This is a genomic window from Pseudomonas gingeri (genome assembly GCF_013386115.1).
Classification (GTDB): domain Bacteria; phylum Pseudomonadota; class Gammaproteobacteria; order Pseudomonadales; family Pseudomonadaceae; genus Aquipseudomonas; species Aquipseudomonas gingeri.
This window is the reverse complement of the sequence record NZ_JACAOR010000013.1, coordinates 185644-200053: the sequence shown is the minus strand read 5'-3', so window position 1 is coordinate 200053 and position 14410 is coordinate 185644. Positions and strand designations below refer to the sequence as shown.

11 protein-coding genes are annotated in these 14410 nt (G+C 64.5%); 5 read left to right on the top strand and 6 right to left on the bottom strand.

Translation table 11 applies throughout. The features are described 5' to 3' along the window. The first annotated feature begins 28 nt into the window (after window positions 1-28). Window positions 29-1495 carry a 4-hydroxy-3-polyprenylbenzoate decarboxylase gene (ubiD, locus tag HX881_RS25010; protein WP_177087169.1) on the top strand — a complete coding sequence of 489 codons (1467 nt, stop codon included), beginning with the start codon at window positions 29-31 and terminating at the stop codon, window positions 1493-1495. After that, window positions 1495-2463, top strand: a complete 969-nt coding sequence (locus HX881_RS25005) for a CDP-6-deoxy-delta-3,4-glucoseen reductase (RefSeq protein ID WP_177087167.1) — start codon at window positions 1495-1497, stop codon at window positions 2461-2463. The genes ubiD and HX881_RS25005 overlap by 1 nt, the downstream gene beginning before the upstream one ends. A gap of 40 nt (window positions 2464-2503) precedes the next feature. On the opposite strand, the gene HX881_RS25000 is transcribed toward HX881_RS25005, so the two are convergent. Further along, window positions 2504-2986, bottom strand: coding sequence for a hypothetical protein (locus tag HX881_RS25000; RefSeq protein WP_017125450.1), 483 nt, complete (start codon window positions 2984-2986; stop codon window positions 2504-2506). Window positions 2987-3290: 304 nt separating this feature from the next. Here HX881_RS25000 and HX881_RS24995 point away from each other — a divergent pair, with 304 nt between their 5' ends. Both HX881_RS24995 and HX881_RS24990 read left to right on the top strand, forming a co-directional pair. After that, window positions 3291-5693, top strand: coding sequence for a TonB-dependent receptor plug domain-containing protein (locus HX881_RS24995; protein ID WP_177087165.1), 2403 nt, complete (start codon window positions 3291-3293; stop codon window positions 5691-5693). Between the two features lie 28 nt (window positions 5694-5721). Next, window positions 5722-6369 (top strand): gamma-glutamylcyclotransferase, encoded by a 648-nt coding sequence (locus HX881_RS24990; RefSeq protein WP_017125448.1) that lies wholly within the window; start codon window positions 5722-5724, stop codon window positions 6367-6369. On the opposite strand, the gene glpT is transcribed toward HX881_RS24990, so the two are convergent. Both glpT and HX881_RS24980 read right to left on the bottom strand, forming a co-directional pair. After that, the gene (glpT, locus tag HX881_RS24985; protein WP_017125447.1) at window positions 6366-7715 is read right to left on the bottom strand and encodes a glycerol-3-phosphate transporter; all 1350 of its coding nucleotides are present in this window, start codon (window positions 7713-7715) and stop codon (window positions 6366-6368) included. The genes HX881_RS24990 and glpT overlap by 4 nt on opposite strands. A 229-nt stretch (window positions 7716-7944) precedes the next feature. Then, window positions 7945-8922 carry an NADPH:quinone oxidoreductase family protein gene (locus HX881_RS24980; protein WP_177087163.1) on the bottom strand — a complete coding sequence of 326 codons (978 nt, stop codon included), beginning with the start codon at window positions 8920-8922 and terminating at the stop codon, window positions 7945-7947. A gap of 157 nt (window positions 8923-9079) precedes the next feature. On the opposite strand from HX881_RS24980, the gene HX881_RS24975 reads away from it, so the two are divergent. Then, complete coding sequence (locus tag HX881_RS24975; RefSeq protein WP_017125445.1) at window positions 9080-9493, top strand: flagellar basal body-associated protein FliL; 414 nt, start codon at window positions 9080-9082, stop codon at window positions 9491-9493. Between the two features lie 86 nt (window positions 9494-9579). On the opposite strand, the gene HX881_RS24970 is transcribed toward HX881_RS24975, so the two are convergent. From HX881_RS24970 to HX881_RS24960, 3 genes are read right to left on the bottom strand one after another with little or no spacing between them, the layout of a single operon-like run. Beyond that, complete coding sequence (locus HX881_RS24970; protein WP_017125444.1) at window positions 9580-10698, bottom strand: ABC transporter permease; 1119 nt, start codon at window positions 10696-10698, stop codon at window positions 9580-9582. Beyond that, window positions 10698-13424, bottom strand: coding sequence for a ribosome-associated ATPase/putative transporter RbbA (gene rbbA / locus HX881_RS24965; protein WP_177087161.1), 2727 nt, complete (start codon window positions 13422-13424; stop codon window positions 10698-10700). Before rbbA ends, HX881_RS24970 begins: the two co-directional genes overlap by 1 nt. Further along, window positions 13421-14386, bottom strand: coding sequence for an HlyD family secretion protein (locus HX881_RS24960; protein ID WP_177087159.1), 966 nt, complete (start codon window positions 14384-14386; stop codon window positions 13421-13423). The genes rbbA and HX881_RS24960 overlap by 4 nt, the downstream gene beginning before the upstream one ends. Window positions 14387-14410 lie beyond the last annotated feature (24 nt).

Here is a 14410-nt window from a genome sequence, read left to right as displayed (position 1 = left end):
GTACGCCTATTTTACGGGTGCATGGTTAATGAAATTCAAGGATCTTCGGGATTTCGTGCAGCAACTTGAGCAGCGCGGAGAGTTGAAACGTATCCAGGTGCCGGTTTCCCCAGTCCTGGAGATGACTGAAATTTGTGACCGTACCCTGCGCAAGAAGGGTCCGGCCCTGCTGTTCGAAAAGCCCACCGGCTTCGATATTCCCGTGCTCGGCAACCTGTTTGGCACGCCGGAGCGCGTGGCCTTGGGCATGGGCGCCGAGGCGGTCGGCGAGCTGCGGGAAATCGGCAAGCTGCTGGCGTTCCTCAAGGAACCCGAGCCGCCGAAGGGGCTGAAGGATGCCTGGTCCAAGCTGCCGATCTTCCGCAAGATCATTGCCATGGCGCCCAAGGTGGTCAAGGACGCGGTCTGCCAGGAGGTGGTCATCGAAGGCGATGATGTCGACCTCGGCATGTTGCCGGTCCAGCATTGCTGGCCGGGCGACGTCGCGCCACTGATCACCTGGGGCCTGACGGTCACCAAGGGGCCGAACAAGGATCGCCAGAACCTCGGCATCTACCGCCAGCAGGTGATTGCCCGCAACAAGGTGATCATGCGCTGGCTCAGCCATCGTGGCGGCGCGCTGGATTACCGCGAGTGGTGCGAAAAGCACCCGGGCCAGCCGTTCCCGGTGTCCGTGGCCCTGGGCGCGGACCCGGCGACCATCCTCGGCGCGGTCACGCCGGTGCCGGACAGCCTGTCCGAGTACGCCTTTGCCGGCCTGCTGCGGGGCAATCGCACCGAGCTGGTGAAATGCCGTGGCAATGACCTGCAGGTCCCGGCCACCGCGGAGATCGTCCTGGAAGGCGTGATCCATCCGGGCGAGATGGCCCCGGAAGGCCCCTATGGCGACCACACCGGCTACTACAACGAAGTCGACAGCTTCCCGGTGTTCACCGTCGAGCGCATCACCCACCGGATCAAGCCGATCTACCACAGCACCTACACCGGACGGCCGCCGGATGAACCGGCGATCCTCGGCGTGGCGCTGAACGAAGTGTTCGTGCCGATCCTGCAGAAGCAGTTCCCGGAAATCACCGACTTCTACCTGCCGCCCGAAGGCTGCTCGTACCGCATGGCCGTCGTGACCATGAAGAAGTCGTATCCGGGCCACGCCAAGCGCGTGATGCTGGGTGTCTGGTCGTTTTTGCGACAGTTCATGTACACCAAGTTCGTTATCGTCACCGACGACGATATCAATGCCCGGGACTGGAACGACGTGATCTGGGCCATTACCACGCGCATGGACCCCAAGCGCGACACGGTGATGATCGACAACACGCCGATCGACTACCTCGACTTCGCCTCGCCGGTTTCCGGCCTGGGGTCGAAGATGGGACTGGATGCCACCCACAAGTGGCCCGGCGAAACCACGCGCGAGTGGGGCCGGGTGATCGTCAAGGATGAGGCCGTGACCCGGCGGATCGATGCCATGTGGAACCAGTTAGGAATAGATTGATGCGTGTGACCTTGCAGCCCTCCGGAGCCGTGCTCGAGATACGGCCCGGCGAGCGGATTCTCGATGGTGCCCGGCGACTGGGCTACGACTGCCCGCAGAGCTGTCGCAATGGCAATTGCCATGTCTGCGCGGCGTTGCTGGTGGAAGGGCGGGTCGAGCAGGCGGGCGATGTGCGTGACCATGGCGAGTTCTACACTTGTATTGCCGAGCCCCTGGAAGATTGCGTGGTGCTCTGGGATGGTGTTCTCGCCCTGGGAGAGCTGCCGGTGCGTAGCCTTGCGTGTCAGTTGACCGAATGCGCGGAAATCGGTGGCGATGTCTGGCGGGTGCGCCTGCGGGCCCCGGCGGGCAAGCCGCCACGTTATCACGCCGGGCAATACCTGATGATCGAGCGCGACAGCGGCGAGAAATCGGCGTTTTCCCTGGCCTCGGCGCCTCACGCCGGGCGTGACCTGGAGCTGCATGTGCTGGTGCGCGAAGCCAGTGCGCAGAACCTGATCGAGCAGTTGCAGCGCAACGGGATGGCCCGGGTCGAGTTGCCGTTCGGCGATACCCACCTGGCGGAACTGCCGGACGGCCCGCTGGTGCTGATCGCCGCAGGTACCGGCATGGCGCAGATGCACAGCCTGATCGAGCATTGCCGCTCCGCTGGCTTCCAGCATCCGGTACACCTGTACTGGGGCGTGCGCCGGCCCGAGGATTTCTACGAGCTGGAACACTGGGACGAATGGAAGACGCTGCCCAACCTGTTCCTGCACAAGGTGGTCAGCGACCTGTGCGGCTGGGAAGGCCGTTGTGGCATGCTGCACGAGGCGGTCTGCGAGGACATCGCCGATCTGTCGAGCGTGCAGGTCTATGCCAGCGGCTCACCGGCGATGATCTATGCGACGCTGGACGCGCTGGTGGAGGCCGGAATGGATGCCCACCAGATGCGCGCCGACGTGTTTGCCTACGCGCCCAGGCCCTGACCGCGGCAGGCGGTGTTGCCCCGGTGGGTGGTTCGGGGGCTCAGAACCGCACCCCCGTGGTAATCATCGCCGCATTGAAACCCAGAAATACCAGTTCGGTCGCCAGCGGCCCGTAATGGGCGCCGACCGACGGAATGATCACGGGCGCCACGCCCAGGCGATTCAACGGGATCTTGTCGCGGTACTCACCGCGATATCCCTGTAGCAACCCTCCCGTCACCTTCGCATACAGCGGATAACGCGAGCTGTCGAAACGCTGGCCGACGTAGCCGTAGTACGAACGCTGGCTGAACGAGTTGCGAAAGGTCGCCGCGCCATACACCCATCCCGACGCTTCATGGCGTTCCAGGCCGATCAGGTCCTGGCGATTGTTGTGCTCGGGGTCCGGCGAATAGTGTCGGGTATACAGGCTGGTCTGGGCGTACCAGAAGCCTTTTTCCCCGGGTGCTTCCTGGACGGCGTACGCCACGCCGGTCGAGCCCAGCAGCAGGGTGAGAACCAGAGTGAAGGTCGATGTGTTCATGAGCGCAGGCCTTTCGTGGTGTGCGGCGATTAAAGAAGTGGCCGTTATACGAAGCCGGGCAATGGGTTGTCAGACCCTGGAGTCTGAAAAGGATGTAGGGTTTTTTACCGATACTGCATTTAGCTTATATATATTCGATTCAGATATTTAATTTCTTTGTTACATATCATTAAGCTATATGACATCGGACTACCGGCTTTGTATCTGCCAATCATCAACACAATGACCGACACCGTTCGCCACACGGACCGATCGTGCGAACTCGGGGCAAGACGCCCCGACTTTGGATTCCAAGGGGAGCGGTATGGGGAGCAACACGCAACACCGGCTGTACTCGGCGATTTTGTCCGCGCATTTGCTGACCGCCGCAGGCGCAATAACCTTCAGTGCGGCGGCTGCCGCCGAGTCTGATAACACCACGGCCGACGCGCCGAAACTCGACACCGTGATTGTCACCGGCACCCGCGCCCAGGAGCGCACGGCCAGTGCATCGCTGTCACCCATCGACGTGATCAGCGGCGACAGCCTGCGCAGCAGCGGTTCGGATGAACTGGGCACTGTGCTGGCACGGCTGATTCCATCGATCAACTTCCCCCGCCCGAGCCTGGTGGACGGCGCCGAACTCGTGCGTCCGGCACAACTGCGCGGGCTGTCGCCGGACCAGGTGCTGGTGCTGGTCAACGGCAAGCGACGCCATACCAGCGCCTTCGTCAACCTGGGGGGAGCAGTGGGCCGGGGTTCGGCCCCGGCCGACCTGAATGCGATCCCGCTGTCGGCGGTCGACCATATCGAGGTGCTGCGCGATGGCGCGTCCGCCCGTTATGGCTCCGACGCCATTGCCGGGGTGATCAACGTGATCCTCAAGAGCACCGATCATGGCGGCTCGATCTCCAGCAAGTTCGGCGAATACAAGAAGGGCGACGGCATCCAGCGCCAGATCGGCGGCAACAGCGGCTTTGCCCTGGGCGACAACGGCTTCTTCAATCTCTCCGGCGAAGGCGCCGACAACGACTATACCAACCGCGCCGGCAAGGATTACCGTCCGGCCAGCATCGGTTCGACGACCTACGGCCAGCAGGTATTCCGCCAGGGCGAGCCGTCGACCAACGAAGGCAAGCTGCAGTTCAACTCTGCCTACAGCTTCAACGATGCCGCCGAACTCTACAGCTTTGGCGGCTACAGTAAGCGTCGGGGCGAAACCGCGGCGTTCTACCGGGCCAGCAATGCCTCGAACAACATCCCGGCGATTTTCCCCAACGGCTACCTGCCGCTGATTCACGGCAACCTCGAGGACACCTCGCTGGTGGTTGGCCTGCGCGGCCTGCTGGCGGACGACTGGCACTACGACCTGTCGGCCAACTACGGCAAGAACCAGTACGAGCTGAGCACCGAGACCATCAACACCTCGCTGGGCCTGAACAGCCCGCGCAAGTTCGATAACGGCACCCTGAGCAACGACCAGCGCCAGTTGAACTTCGACCTGTCGCGGGAATTCAACCTCGGCTGGCTGCCGTATCCAGTATCCGTGGCGGTGGGGGCCGAGTACCTGCGTCAGGGCTACCAGATCAGCGCCGGCCAGCCGGAGTCCTACTACCAGACCGGCAGCTCCGGCCTTGGCGGTTTCCGCGCGGCCGATGCCGGCAGTTATTCGCGGCACAACTTCGCCCAGTACCTGGACCTGGAAACCAACTTCACCGAGAAACTCAGCGCCTCGGCGGCGGTACGTCATGAGGACTACAGCGATTTCGGCTCGAATGTCAGCGGCTCGTTGTCGGCGCGCTACGACTTCACCCCGCAGGTGGCCGTGCGCGGCAGCATCTCCAACGGTTTCCGCGCGCCATCCCTGGCCCAGCAGAACTTCACCTACACCTCGTCGCAACTGATCGGCCCGACTATCCAGGAGGCCGGCACCTTCGCGGCCAACAGCCAGGTGGCGCGCCTGCTCGGGGCCGAGGACCTGAAGGCGGAGAAATCGCGTAACTACAGCCTCGGCCTGGTGCTGGAGCCGACGGACAACCTGACGGTCACCGCCGATGTCTACCGCATCGATATCCGCGACCGGATCAGCCTGTCGTCCAACCTGGTGCTGAACAACGCGGCGATCAACTACCTGCAGGCCAACGGTGTGGGCAATATCAACTACACCAGCGCCCGCTACTTCACCAATGCCACGAATACCAGCACCAGCGGTATCGACCTGGTCGCCAACTATCGCTACCAGCTGGATAACGGCGTGCGCTGGAACAGCACCCTGGGCTACAACTACAACCACACCAAGGTCACCGACGTGAAGGACAATCCGGCGATCCTCAACCAGCTCGGGGTCAACCTGGTGCGGGTCGATCGCCGGGAAAAGCTCGGCCTGCTGGGTGACACCACGCCACAGCACAAGCTGACCTTCGGCAACGACCTGAGCTTCGGCAACTGGGTGCTGCACAGCAACCTGGTGCGCTATGGCGAATTCACCAGCTACCAGGCCGATGCGATCAACGACCAGACCTTCAAGGCGGCATGGCTGCTGGACCTGGCGGCGGACTACAAGCTCAAGCAGTGGACCTTCACCCTGGGCGGTGACAACGTCACCGACAAGTACCCGGAAAAGCTCAGCGCCTACGCGAACAGCGGCGGCAACCTGGCCTACAGCACTTATTCGCCGTACGGTTACAGCGGTGCGTTTTATTACGGTAAAGTGACTTACAACTGGTAACTATTTCAGGAGCTCCACGCGATTCGTCATGGCTGTCACAGATCCTGCGTTGTTGAGTCTGGCCTATCCGCCGCGCCTTGAGCTGGGGGCGCAGCTGACCCACGAACAATTGCTCAGCTCGATGCAAGCCACCATGGCCCGGCACAAGGGCGGGCCGGTCTGGCTCTTCGCCTACGGCTCGCTGATCTGGCGTCCGGAGTGTTCGGCGGCGGAGCGGGTGCGCGGCCGGGTCCACGGTTATCACCGTGGCCTGTACCTGTGGTCCCACGAGCACCGCGGGACGCCGGAGTTGCCGGGGCTGGTGTTCGGGCTGGATCGCGGGGGGTCTTGCAGTGGTTTTGCCTATCGGCTGCCGGAGGAGCAACTGGAGGCGTCGCTCTACGCCTTGTGGCAGCGGGAGATGCCGGTGCCGTCCTACCGGCCGCACTGGCTCAATTGCCGCCTGGAGAATGGCCAGACGGTCCAGGCCCTGGGCTTTGTGCTGGAGCGGCACCTGCCCAGCTATGCCGGCAACCTGCCCGACAGTGTGCTGACCCAGGTGCTGCAGAGCGCTTGCGGACGCTACGGCACCACCCGTGACTATGTCGAGCAGACCGCCAGCGCCTTGCGCAGCCACGCCATGCCGGATCGTAATCTGGAGGCGCGGCTCAAGCGCTGCCGTTCAGGCGCGCATTAGGCAATGGCTTCGCGGCTCTGGCTGGCGACCTGCTTGTGCCACAGGGTCGGGGCCAGGAACGCCATGGACAGCAGGCAGGCCGCGACCAGCAGGACAAAACCGCCGTCCCAGCCGAAGTGGTCCACGGTGTAGCCCATGGCCGCGCTCGCGGCGACCGAGCCACCCAGGTAGCCGAACAGCCCGGTAAAGCCGGCGGCCGTGCCCGCGGCCTTTTTCGGCGCCAGTTCCAGGGCCTGCAGACCGATCAGCATCACCGGACCGTAGATCAGGAAGCCGATGGAGAACAGCGCGATCATGTCGATGGTCGGGTGGCCGGCCGGGTTGAGCCAGTACACCAGCGTCGCCACGGTCACCAGGCCCATGAATACCATGCCGGTCAGGCCGCGGTTGCCGCGGAAGATCTTGTCCGACATCCAGCCGCACAGCAGCGTGCCCGGGATCCCCGCCCACTCGTAGAAGAAATACGCCCACGAGGTCTTGTCGACGTCGAAGTGCTTGGCTTCCTTGAGGTAGGTCGGTGCCCAGTCCAGTACGCCGTAGCGCAGCAGGTAGACAAAGACGTTGGCCATGGCGATGTACCAGAGCATCTTGTTGCGCAGCACGTACTTGACGAAGATTTCCTTGGCGCTGAATTCGTCTTCGTGGCTGGCGTTGTAGCCTTCCGGGTAGTCGTTCCTGTACTTCTCGATCGGCGGCAGGCCGACCGACTGCGGGGTATCGCGCATGGTGATGAAGGCGAAGGCCGCGACGGCCAGGGCCACGGCCGCCGGGACGTAGAACGCCGCGTGCCAGTCATTGAACAGGCCCATGCCGAGCAGGAACAGCGGACCGATCAGGCCGCCGCCGACGTTGTGCGCCACGTTCCACACCGAGACCACGCCGCCGCGTTCCTTCTGCGACCACCAGTGCACCATGGTCCGCCCGCTTGGCGGCCAGCCCATGCCCTGGGCCCAGCCGTTGATGAACAGCAGGATAAACATCATGGTCACGCTGGACGTCGCCCAGGGCGCGAAACCGAAAATGAACATCACCCCGGCGGACACCAGCAGGCCGAAGGGCAGGAAGTAGCGCGGGTTGGAGCGGTCGGACACCAGGCCCATGAGGAACTTCGACAGGCCGTAGGCGATGGCGATCGCCGACATCGCCAGGCCCAGCTCGCCGCGGCTGTAGCCTTCGTCGATCAGGTACGGCATGGCCAGGGAGAAGTTCTTGCGCAACAGGTAGTAGCCGGCGTAACCGAAGAAGATCCCGGCGAAGATCTGCCAGCGCAGGCGGCGGTAGGTACTGTCTATTTTTTCCTCAGGCAGGGGCGCCTGATGTGCGGCAGGTCGAAAGAAGGCAAACATTCAAGAGCTCCAGATTTCTTGTTTTGACTGCGGATGCGAATGTTACATTTTCGTTACCGAAAATAGCAGGCTTTCGCATTCACAAAAGTCAGAAATGGATGACTCTCGATGTTGTTTTATGAACATGTCGCCGAGGGGCAGGCAGGAGGCGTTTCTGGAGGATGGATGTTGCCGGATATTTCCAGATTGATGGCCGTCCTGCAGGAGCGGGCAAGCCCGCCCCTACGGTTCAACGTACCTGGACCACCACCTTGCCCACGGCCTTGCGCTGGCCGAGGTCGTTGATGGCCTGGGCCGCGTCGGCCAGCGGATAGGTCTGGGACACCAGCGGCTTGAGCTTGCCCTCGGCGAACCAGGCGAACAGCTGCTGGAAGTTCGCCGCGTTGTCCTGAGGCTGACGCTGGGCGAACGAGCCCCAGAACACGCCGACCACCGCCGCGCCCTTGAGCAGGGCCAGGTTCACCGGCAGCTCGGGGATGCGCCCACTGGCAAAACCGACCACCAGCAACCGGCCGTTCCAGGCAATGGCGCGCACGGCCTGGTCGAACAGGTCGCCGCCCACCGGATCGTAGATCACGTCGGCGCCATTGCCGTCGGTCAGGCGCCTGATCTCGTCCTTCAGGCTGGTTTCGCTGTAGTTGATCAGTTCATCGGCCCCGGCGGCCTTGGCCACCGCCAGTTTCTCCGCGCTGCTGGCGGCGGCGATGACCCGCGCGCCCATCGCCTTGCCGATTTCCACGGCGGCCAGGCCTACGCCGCCGGAAGCCCCCAGCACCAGCAGGGTTTCGCCCGGCTGCAACTGCGCGCGTTGTTTCAGCGCGTGCATCGAGGTGCCGTAGGTCATGCTGAAGGCCGCGGCGCTGGTGAAGTCCATCGCGGCGGGAATCGGCAGCACGTTGTAGCCCGGCACCGCCACTTCCTCGGCGAAGCTGCCCCAGCCGGTCAGGGCCATGACCCGGTCGCCGACCTTGAGGTGGCTGATCTTTTCCCCCACGGCCGCGACCACGCCGGCAGCTTCACCGCCGGGCGAGAATGGGAAGGGCGGCTTGAACTGGTATTTGCCCTCGATGATCAGCGTATCCGGGAAGTTCACCCCGGCGGCGTGCACCTGCAACAGGATTTCGTTCTTTTTCGGCGTCGGACTCGCGACCTCTTCCAGCACCAGCGTTTCGGCGGGGCCGAAGGCTTTGCACAGCACGGCTTTCATCGGGCTATTCCTTTGGGAGTGATGGCCGATAAGTGTAGGTGTGTGAGTCAACGGGTCAACGAGCATGCCCTGGCCTGATAGTCGGTTATAAGCTTTGTGCTTGGGCTCGACGGCGGGGATCGATATGCTAGGCCGCAAACCGGATAAGGAGCGAATTGTGAAAGCGTGGATCATGTTGATGTTGGCCTTGTCGCTACCGATGGCGGCAATGGCGGAAGAGGCCAAGGAAGGTGAAGCGGCGGGTCCCAAGGTCAGCTATATCAGCCTGACGCCACCGTTCGTCGGCAATTATGGCCTGGACGGCAGCCCCAAGCTCAAGGTCTACAAGGCCGATGTCGCCTTGCGTGTGACGGGTGACGCCGCGGCCCAGGCGGTCAAGGCCAACGAGCCGTTGATCCGCAACCAGCTGGTGGCGCTGTTCGCCCAGCAGAGCACCGAGTCGATGAGCAATGTCGACGCCAAGGAAAAGATGCGCCAGGAAGCCCTGAAGCAGGTCCAGCAGGTATTGAGCGACGAGACCGGCAAGCCGCAGGTGGAAGACCTGCTGTTCAACAACCTGATCGTGCAGTGATCCGGGATTTGTAGTGTCCGCTCCAGCTTTTCGCGGGCTTGCCCGCGAAGAGGCCCTTGGTCGCGACAACAAGCCGTGCTCCCGTTTCAGGACGCCAGGCTCTTGCGAAACCGCGCCAGCGCAATCGCGAAGAACACCAGCCCGATGCCCGCCAGCGCCAGCACATCGGGCCACACCACGCTGATTCCCGCATCGCGAAACAGGATCGCCGCGCCGAGGCTGACGAAGTGCGTCGACGGCGAACCCTGCATCACCCATTGCAGCCATTCGGGCATGCTGTCCAGCGGCGTGCTGCCGCCGGACAGCAACAGCATGGGAATGATCACCGGGATCGCCAGCAAGCCGAATTGCGGTGTCGAACGCGCCAGGGTCGCGAGAAAAATGCCCAGCGCCGTGCTGGCGAACAGATACAGCGCCGTCACCCCGAGGAACAACCCCAGCGAACCGGCCAGCGGCACGCCGAGGGCGCCCTTGACGATCACTTCCAGGGAAATCCAGGTGCAGATCACCACCACCAGCAGGTTGCTCCAGATCTTCGCCAGCATGATTTCCAGGGCGGTCAGCGGCAGCACCAGCAGGTGGTCGAGGGTGCCGTGCTCGCGTTCGCGCAACAGCGCGGTGCCGGTGAGGATGATCGCCAGGATGGTGATGTTGTTGACGATCTGGATCACTGCCAGGAACCAGCCGCCTTCCAGGTTCGGGTTGAACAGCGCGCGGCTGGCGAGCAGCACCGGCGCCTTGCCGGCGGCGTCGGCCTGGCCGCCATAGCCCAGCAGTTCACGCTGGAAGATCCGTCCGATATAGCCGGCGCCCATGAACGCCTGGCTCATCGCGGTGGCATCGACATTGACCTGCACCGCGGGTTGTCGCCCGGCCAGCAGGTCGGCCTGGAAATTCGCCGGCACGTTGATCACGAATGTGTACTGGCCGCTGTCCAGGGCCTGGTCCAGCCGGTCGTAGGCCAGTGGCGCGGGGCGCTGGAATTCCGGTGGCTGCAAGGCTTCGCCGAGCTGGCGCGAGAGGGCGCTGTGGTCCTCGTCCACCAGGGCGACACTGGCGTTGTGCACGCCGATCACCGAGCCGGCGGCCGGCATGTAGATCGCCACGCTGAAGGCGTACAGCAGGAACAGCAACAGTACGCTGTCATGGCGCAGGCTGGTCAGCTCCTTCAGGCCGAGACGCAGGATATGGGCAAGCTTGTGCATCACGCCTCCTGTTTCTTGAGCATGACCAGGCTCAGGCCGGTGAAGGCCACGAAGAACCCGGCCAAGGCCAGGCACTGCGGCCAGAGCTGGCGCAGGTCCAGGGCCTTGGTGAAGGTGCCGACGGCGATATCGAGGAAGTGCCCGGCGGGAAAGAGCATGCCCATCAGCGCCGCGGCGCCCTCCAGGGACGAGCGTGGCACGATCAGCCCGGAAAACTGGATGGTCGGCAGGCTGGTGATGATCATGGTGCCGAGGATCGCGGCGATCTGGGTGCGGGTAAACGCCGAGATCAGCAGGCCCATGCTGGTGGTCGCCAGCACATAGAGCAGGCCGCCGAACGCCAGGGCCAGGCCGCTGCCCTTGAACGGCACGCCGAACAGCCAGCGATTCATCGCCACCAGCAGGCCCAGGTTGACCAGGCTCACCGCCAGGTACGGCGCCTGCTTGCCGAGCAGGAATTCCAGGCGGGTCAGCGGCGTGGCGTAGAAGTTGGTGATCGAGCCCAGTTCCTTCTCGCGGACAATGCCCAAGGCGGTGAGCATGGCCGGGATGAAGGCCAGGATCAGCGCCATGACGCCGGGGCCGATGGCGTTCACGCTGACCACGTCCTGGTTGTAGCGAAAGCGGGTTTCCAGGCGGGCGGCCGGTCGGTTGTCCAGGGCCGGGCTGCCTTGGGCGGCCCCCTGTTCGAGATTGGCCTGGTGCACCGCCTCGACATAGTTGCGACTGGTCTCGGCACGAAACGGCATGCCGCCGTCCAGCCAGGCGGCGACCGTCGGCTGGCGCCCGGCGTACAGGTCGCGGCCGAAGCCCGGCGGGATCTCCAGGGCCAGCTTGATCTCCGAGCGTTGCAGGCGTGTGTGCAATTGCGCGGCATCGCGGATCGGCGTCTGTTCGGCGAAGTAGCGGGAACTGCGAAAGGCTTCGAGGTAGGCCCGGCTTTGCGGGGTCTGGTCCTGGTCGTAGACGGCAAAGGCGAGTTTTTCCACGTCCAGGGAAATCCCGTAGCCGAAGATCACCATCATGAACAGCGCGCCGAGCAGGGCAAAGGCCAGGCGCACCTTGTCCCGCAGCAGTTCCTTGCCCTCGCGGCTGGCGACCGCCAGCAGGCGCGCAAGGCTGAAGCCGCTGCCGTTCGATGACGCGGCAGCCGGGGCTGCCGGCGTTTCTGTCGTGGGGGCCGGCGCTTCAGGCGTGGCGCTGTCCTGTGCCTGTTCCAGGCAGCGGACGAATGCCGCTTCCAGGGTCTCGCCCTGGAACTGTCGTTGCAGGGCGTCCGGGGTATCGCAGGCCAGGACTCGCCCCGCGTGCATCAGCGAGATGCGGTCGCAGCGCCGGGCTTCGTTCATGAAATGGGTCGAGAGGAAGATCGTCACCCCCTGTTCCCGGGACAACTCGACCAGCAGCCGCCAGAAGTCGTCCCGTGCCGCCGGATCGACGCCCGAGGTCGGCTCGTCGAGGATCAGCACTTCCGGGCGATGCAGCACCGCCACCGCCAGGGACAGGCGTTGCCGCAGACCCAGGGGCAGGGTGGCGGAGGGCTGGTCGGCGATCTCGCCGAGGTCGAAGCGCTGGATCAGTTCCTGGATGCGCGCGGTGCTGTCGGCCTTGGGCAGGTCGAACAGGCGGGCATGCAGTTCGAGGTTCTGCCGGCTGCTCAGCTCGCCATACAGCGAGAAGCTCTGGGACATGAAGCCGACGCGCTTGCGGGTCGCCAGGTCCCGGGCATCCACGGCTTTGCCGAGCAGCCGGGCGCTGCCTTCGCTGGCCGGCATCAGGCCGGTCAGGACCTTCATGGTGGTGGTCTTGCCGCAGCCGTTGGAGCCGAGGAAGCCGAAAATCTCGCCCCGGCCGATGGCAAAGCTGACCTTGTTCACCGCGGTGAAGTCGCCGAAGCGCAGGGTCAGGTCGTGGGCCTCGATGGCGATATCGACCTGGCTGTTGTCCCGGGGGGCGATGACCAGGGGCCGGTTGTCGCGGCTGCTGTCGCCCTGGAAGTGGGTGAAGGCATCGTCGAGCTTGCCGCTGGCGGTGCTGCCGGCCAGGGTCCGGCTCGGCCCTGCGGCGATCAGCTTGCCGCGATCGAGCATCAGGCAGTGTTCGAACTGCTCGGCCTCCTCCATGTAGGCGGTCGCCACCAGCAGCGTCAGTTGCGGGCGCTGGCGGCGGACCTCGTCCACCAGCTCCCAGAAGCGTCGACGTGACAACGGGTCGACGCCGGTGGTCGGTTCGTCGAGGATCAGCAGGTCCGGTTCGTGGATCAGTGCGCAGCACAGGCCGAGCTTCTGCTTCATGCCGCCGGAGAGTTTGCCCGCCGGTCGCTCGGCGAAGCGTTCGAGGTCGGTGGCGCGCAGCAGGTTGTGCATGCGCTGGTCGCAGTCGGCTTTCGACAGACCGAACAGCGTGCCGAAGAAGCGGATGTTTTCGCTGATGGACAGTTCCGGGTAGAGGTTGCCACCCAGGCCCTGGGGCATGAAGGCGATACGCGGATAGAGGCTGTTGCGGTGACGCCGGTCGTCGATGGCGCCACCGAGCACTTCGAGCCGGCCCTGCTGGAGTTTCTTGACCCCGGCGATCAGCCCGAGCAGGCTCGATTTACCCGCGCCATCCGGGCCGATCAGCCCGCAGCGGGTGCCGGCCGGCAGGCTGAAACCGATATCCAGCAGCGCCGCCTGCCTGCCGTAGCGATGGCCGATGCCGCTGGCTTGCAGCGCCAGGCCGCTCATTGCAGGTTGGCCGGCCAGTCCGTGGGCGCCGTGCGCACGTAGCCGGCGCCGGGCATGCCGGGTTTGGCCTGGGGCACGGAGGCGGGATCGGTCAGGCGCAGCTTGACCCGGAACACCAGTTTCTGGCGCTCGTCGCGGGTTTCCACTTCCTTGGGGGTGAACTGCGACTTGGCGGCGACGAAGGCGATTTTCGCCGGCAGGGGTTGTTCGGGCAGGGCGTCGAGCACTACACGCGCCTCGTCACCCGGGGTCAGGCGGCCGACGACGGACGCGGGCAGGTAGAGGTTCATGTACTGGTCGCCCGGGTCGATCAGCAGCAGTACGCGACCGCCCGCCCCGAGGACTTCGCCCGGTTCGGCCAGGCGCAGCTGGATGATGCCGTCGATGGGGGCGAGCAGGCTGCTGTCGTCGATTTCGCTGGTCAGCTGGGCAACCTGGGCCTGGGCGGCGCCGATGGAAGCGCTCAGTGCCGCGACCTGGGCCTTGGCGGCCAGGACGGCGGAGTTGCTGGTGTCGTAGCGGGCCTGCTGCTGGTCGAGCAACTGGCCGCTGGCGAAACCGCGCTGGGACAGTTCGCGAAAGCGCTTGAGTTCCTGGCCGGCCAGCAGCAGTTCGCTCTGGCGCAGTTGCACGTTGGCCTGGGCCGCGGCGAAGGTTTCCCGGGCCCGCAGCACTTCGGCCTCGGCCTGGACCCGCTGGGCTTCGAGGGTGCGGGTGTCGATGCGTGCCAGCAGTTGGCCCTTGGTGACCTTGTCGCCTTCGTTGACCAGGACCTCGGCCAGTCGGCCGGGGATCTTGCTGGCGATCTGTACTTCGGTCGCCTCGAGGCGGCCGTTGCCCATGCTCAGGCCTTCGGGCAGGCGGTCATGGAGGGATTTCCAGTAGCCGAAGCCGCCGGCGGCCAACAGCACGACCAGCAGGGAGCCGGCGAAAAGACGGGAACGGCGGTGATTCATCGACATTGCTGCATCCTGCATCGGTAGCGT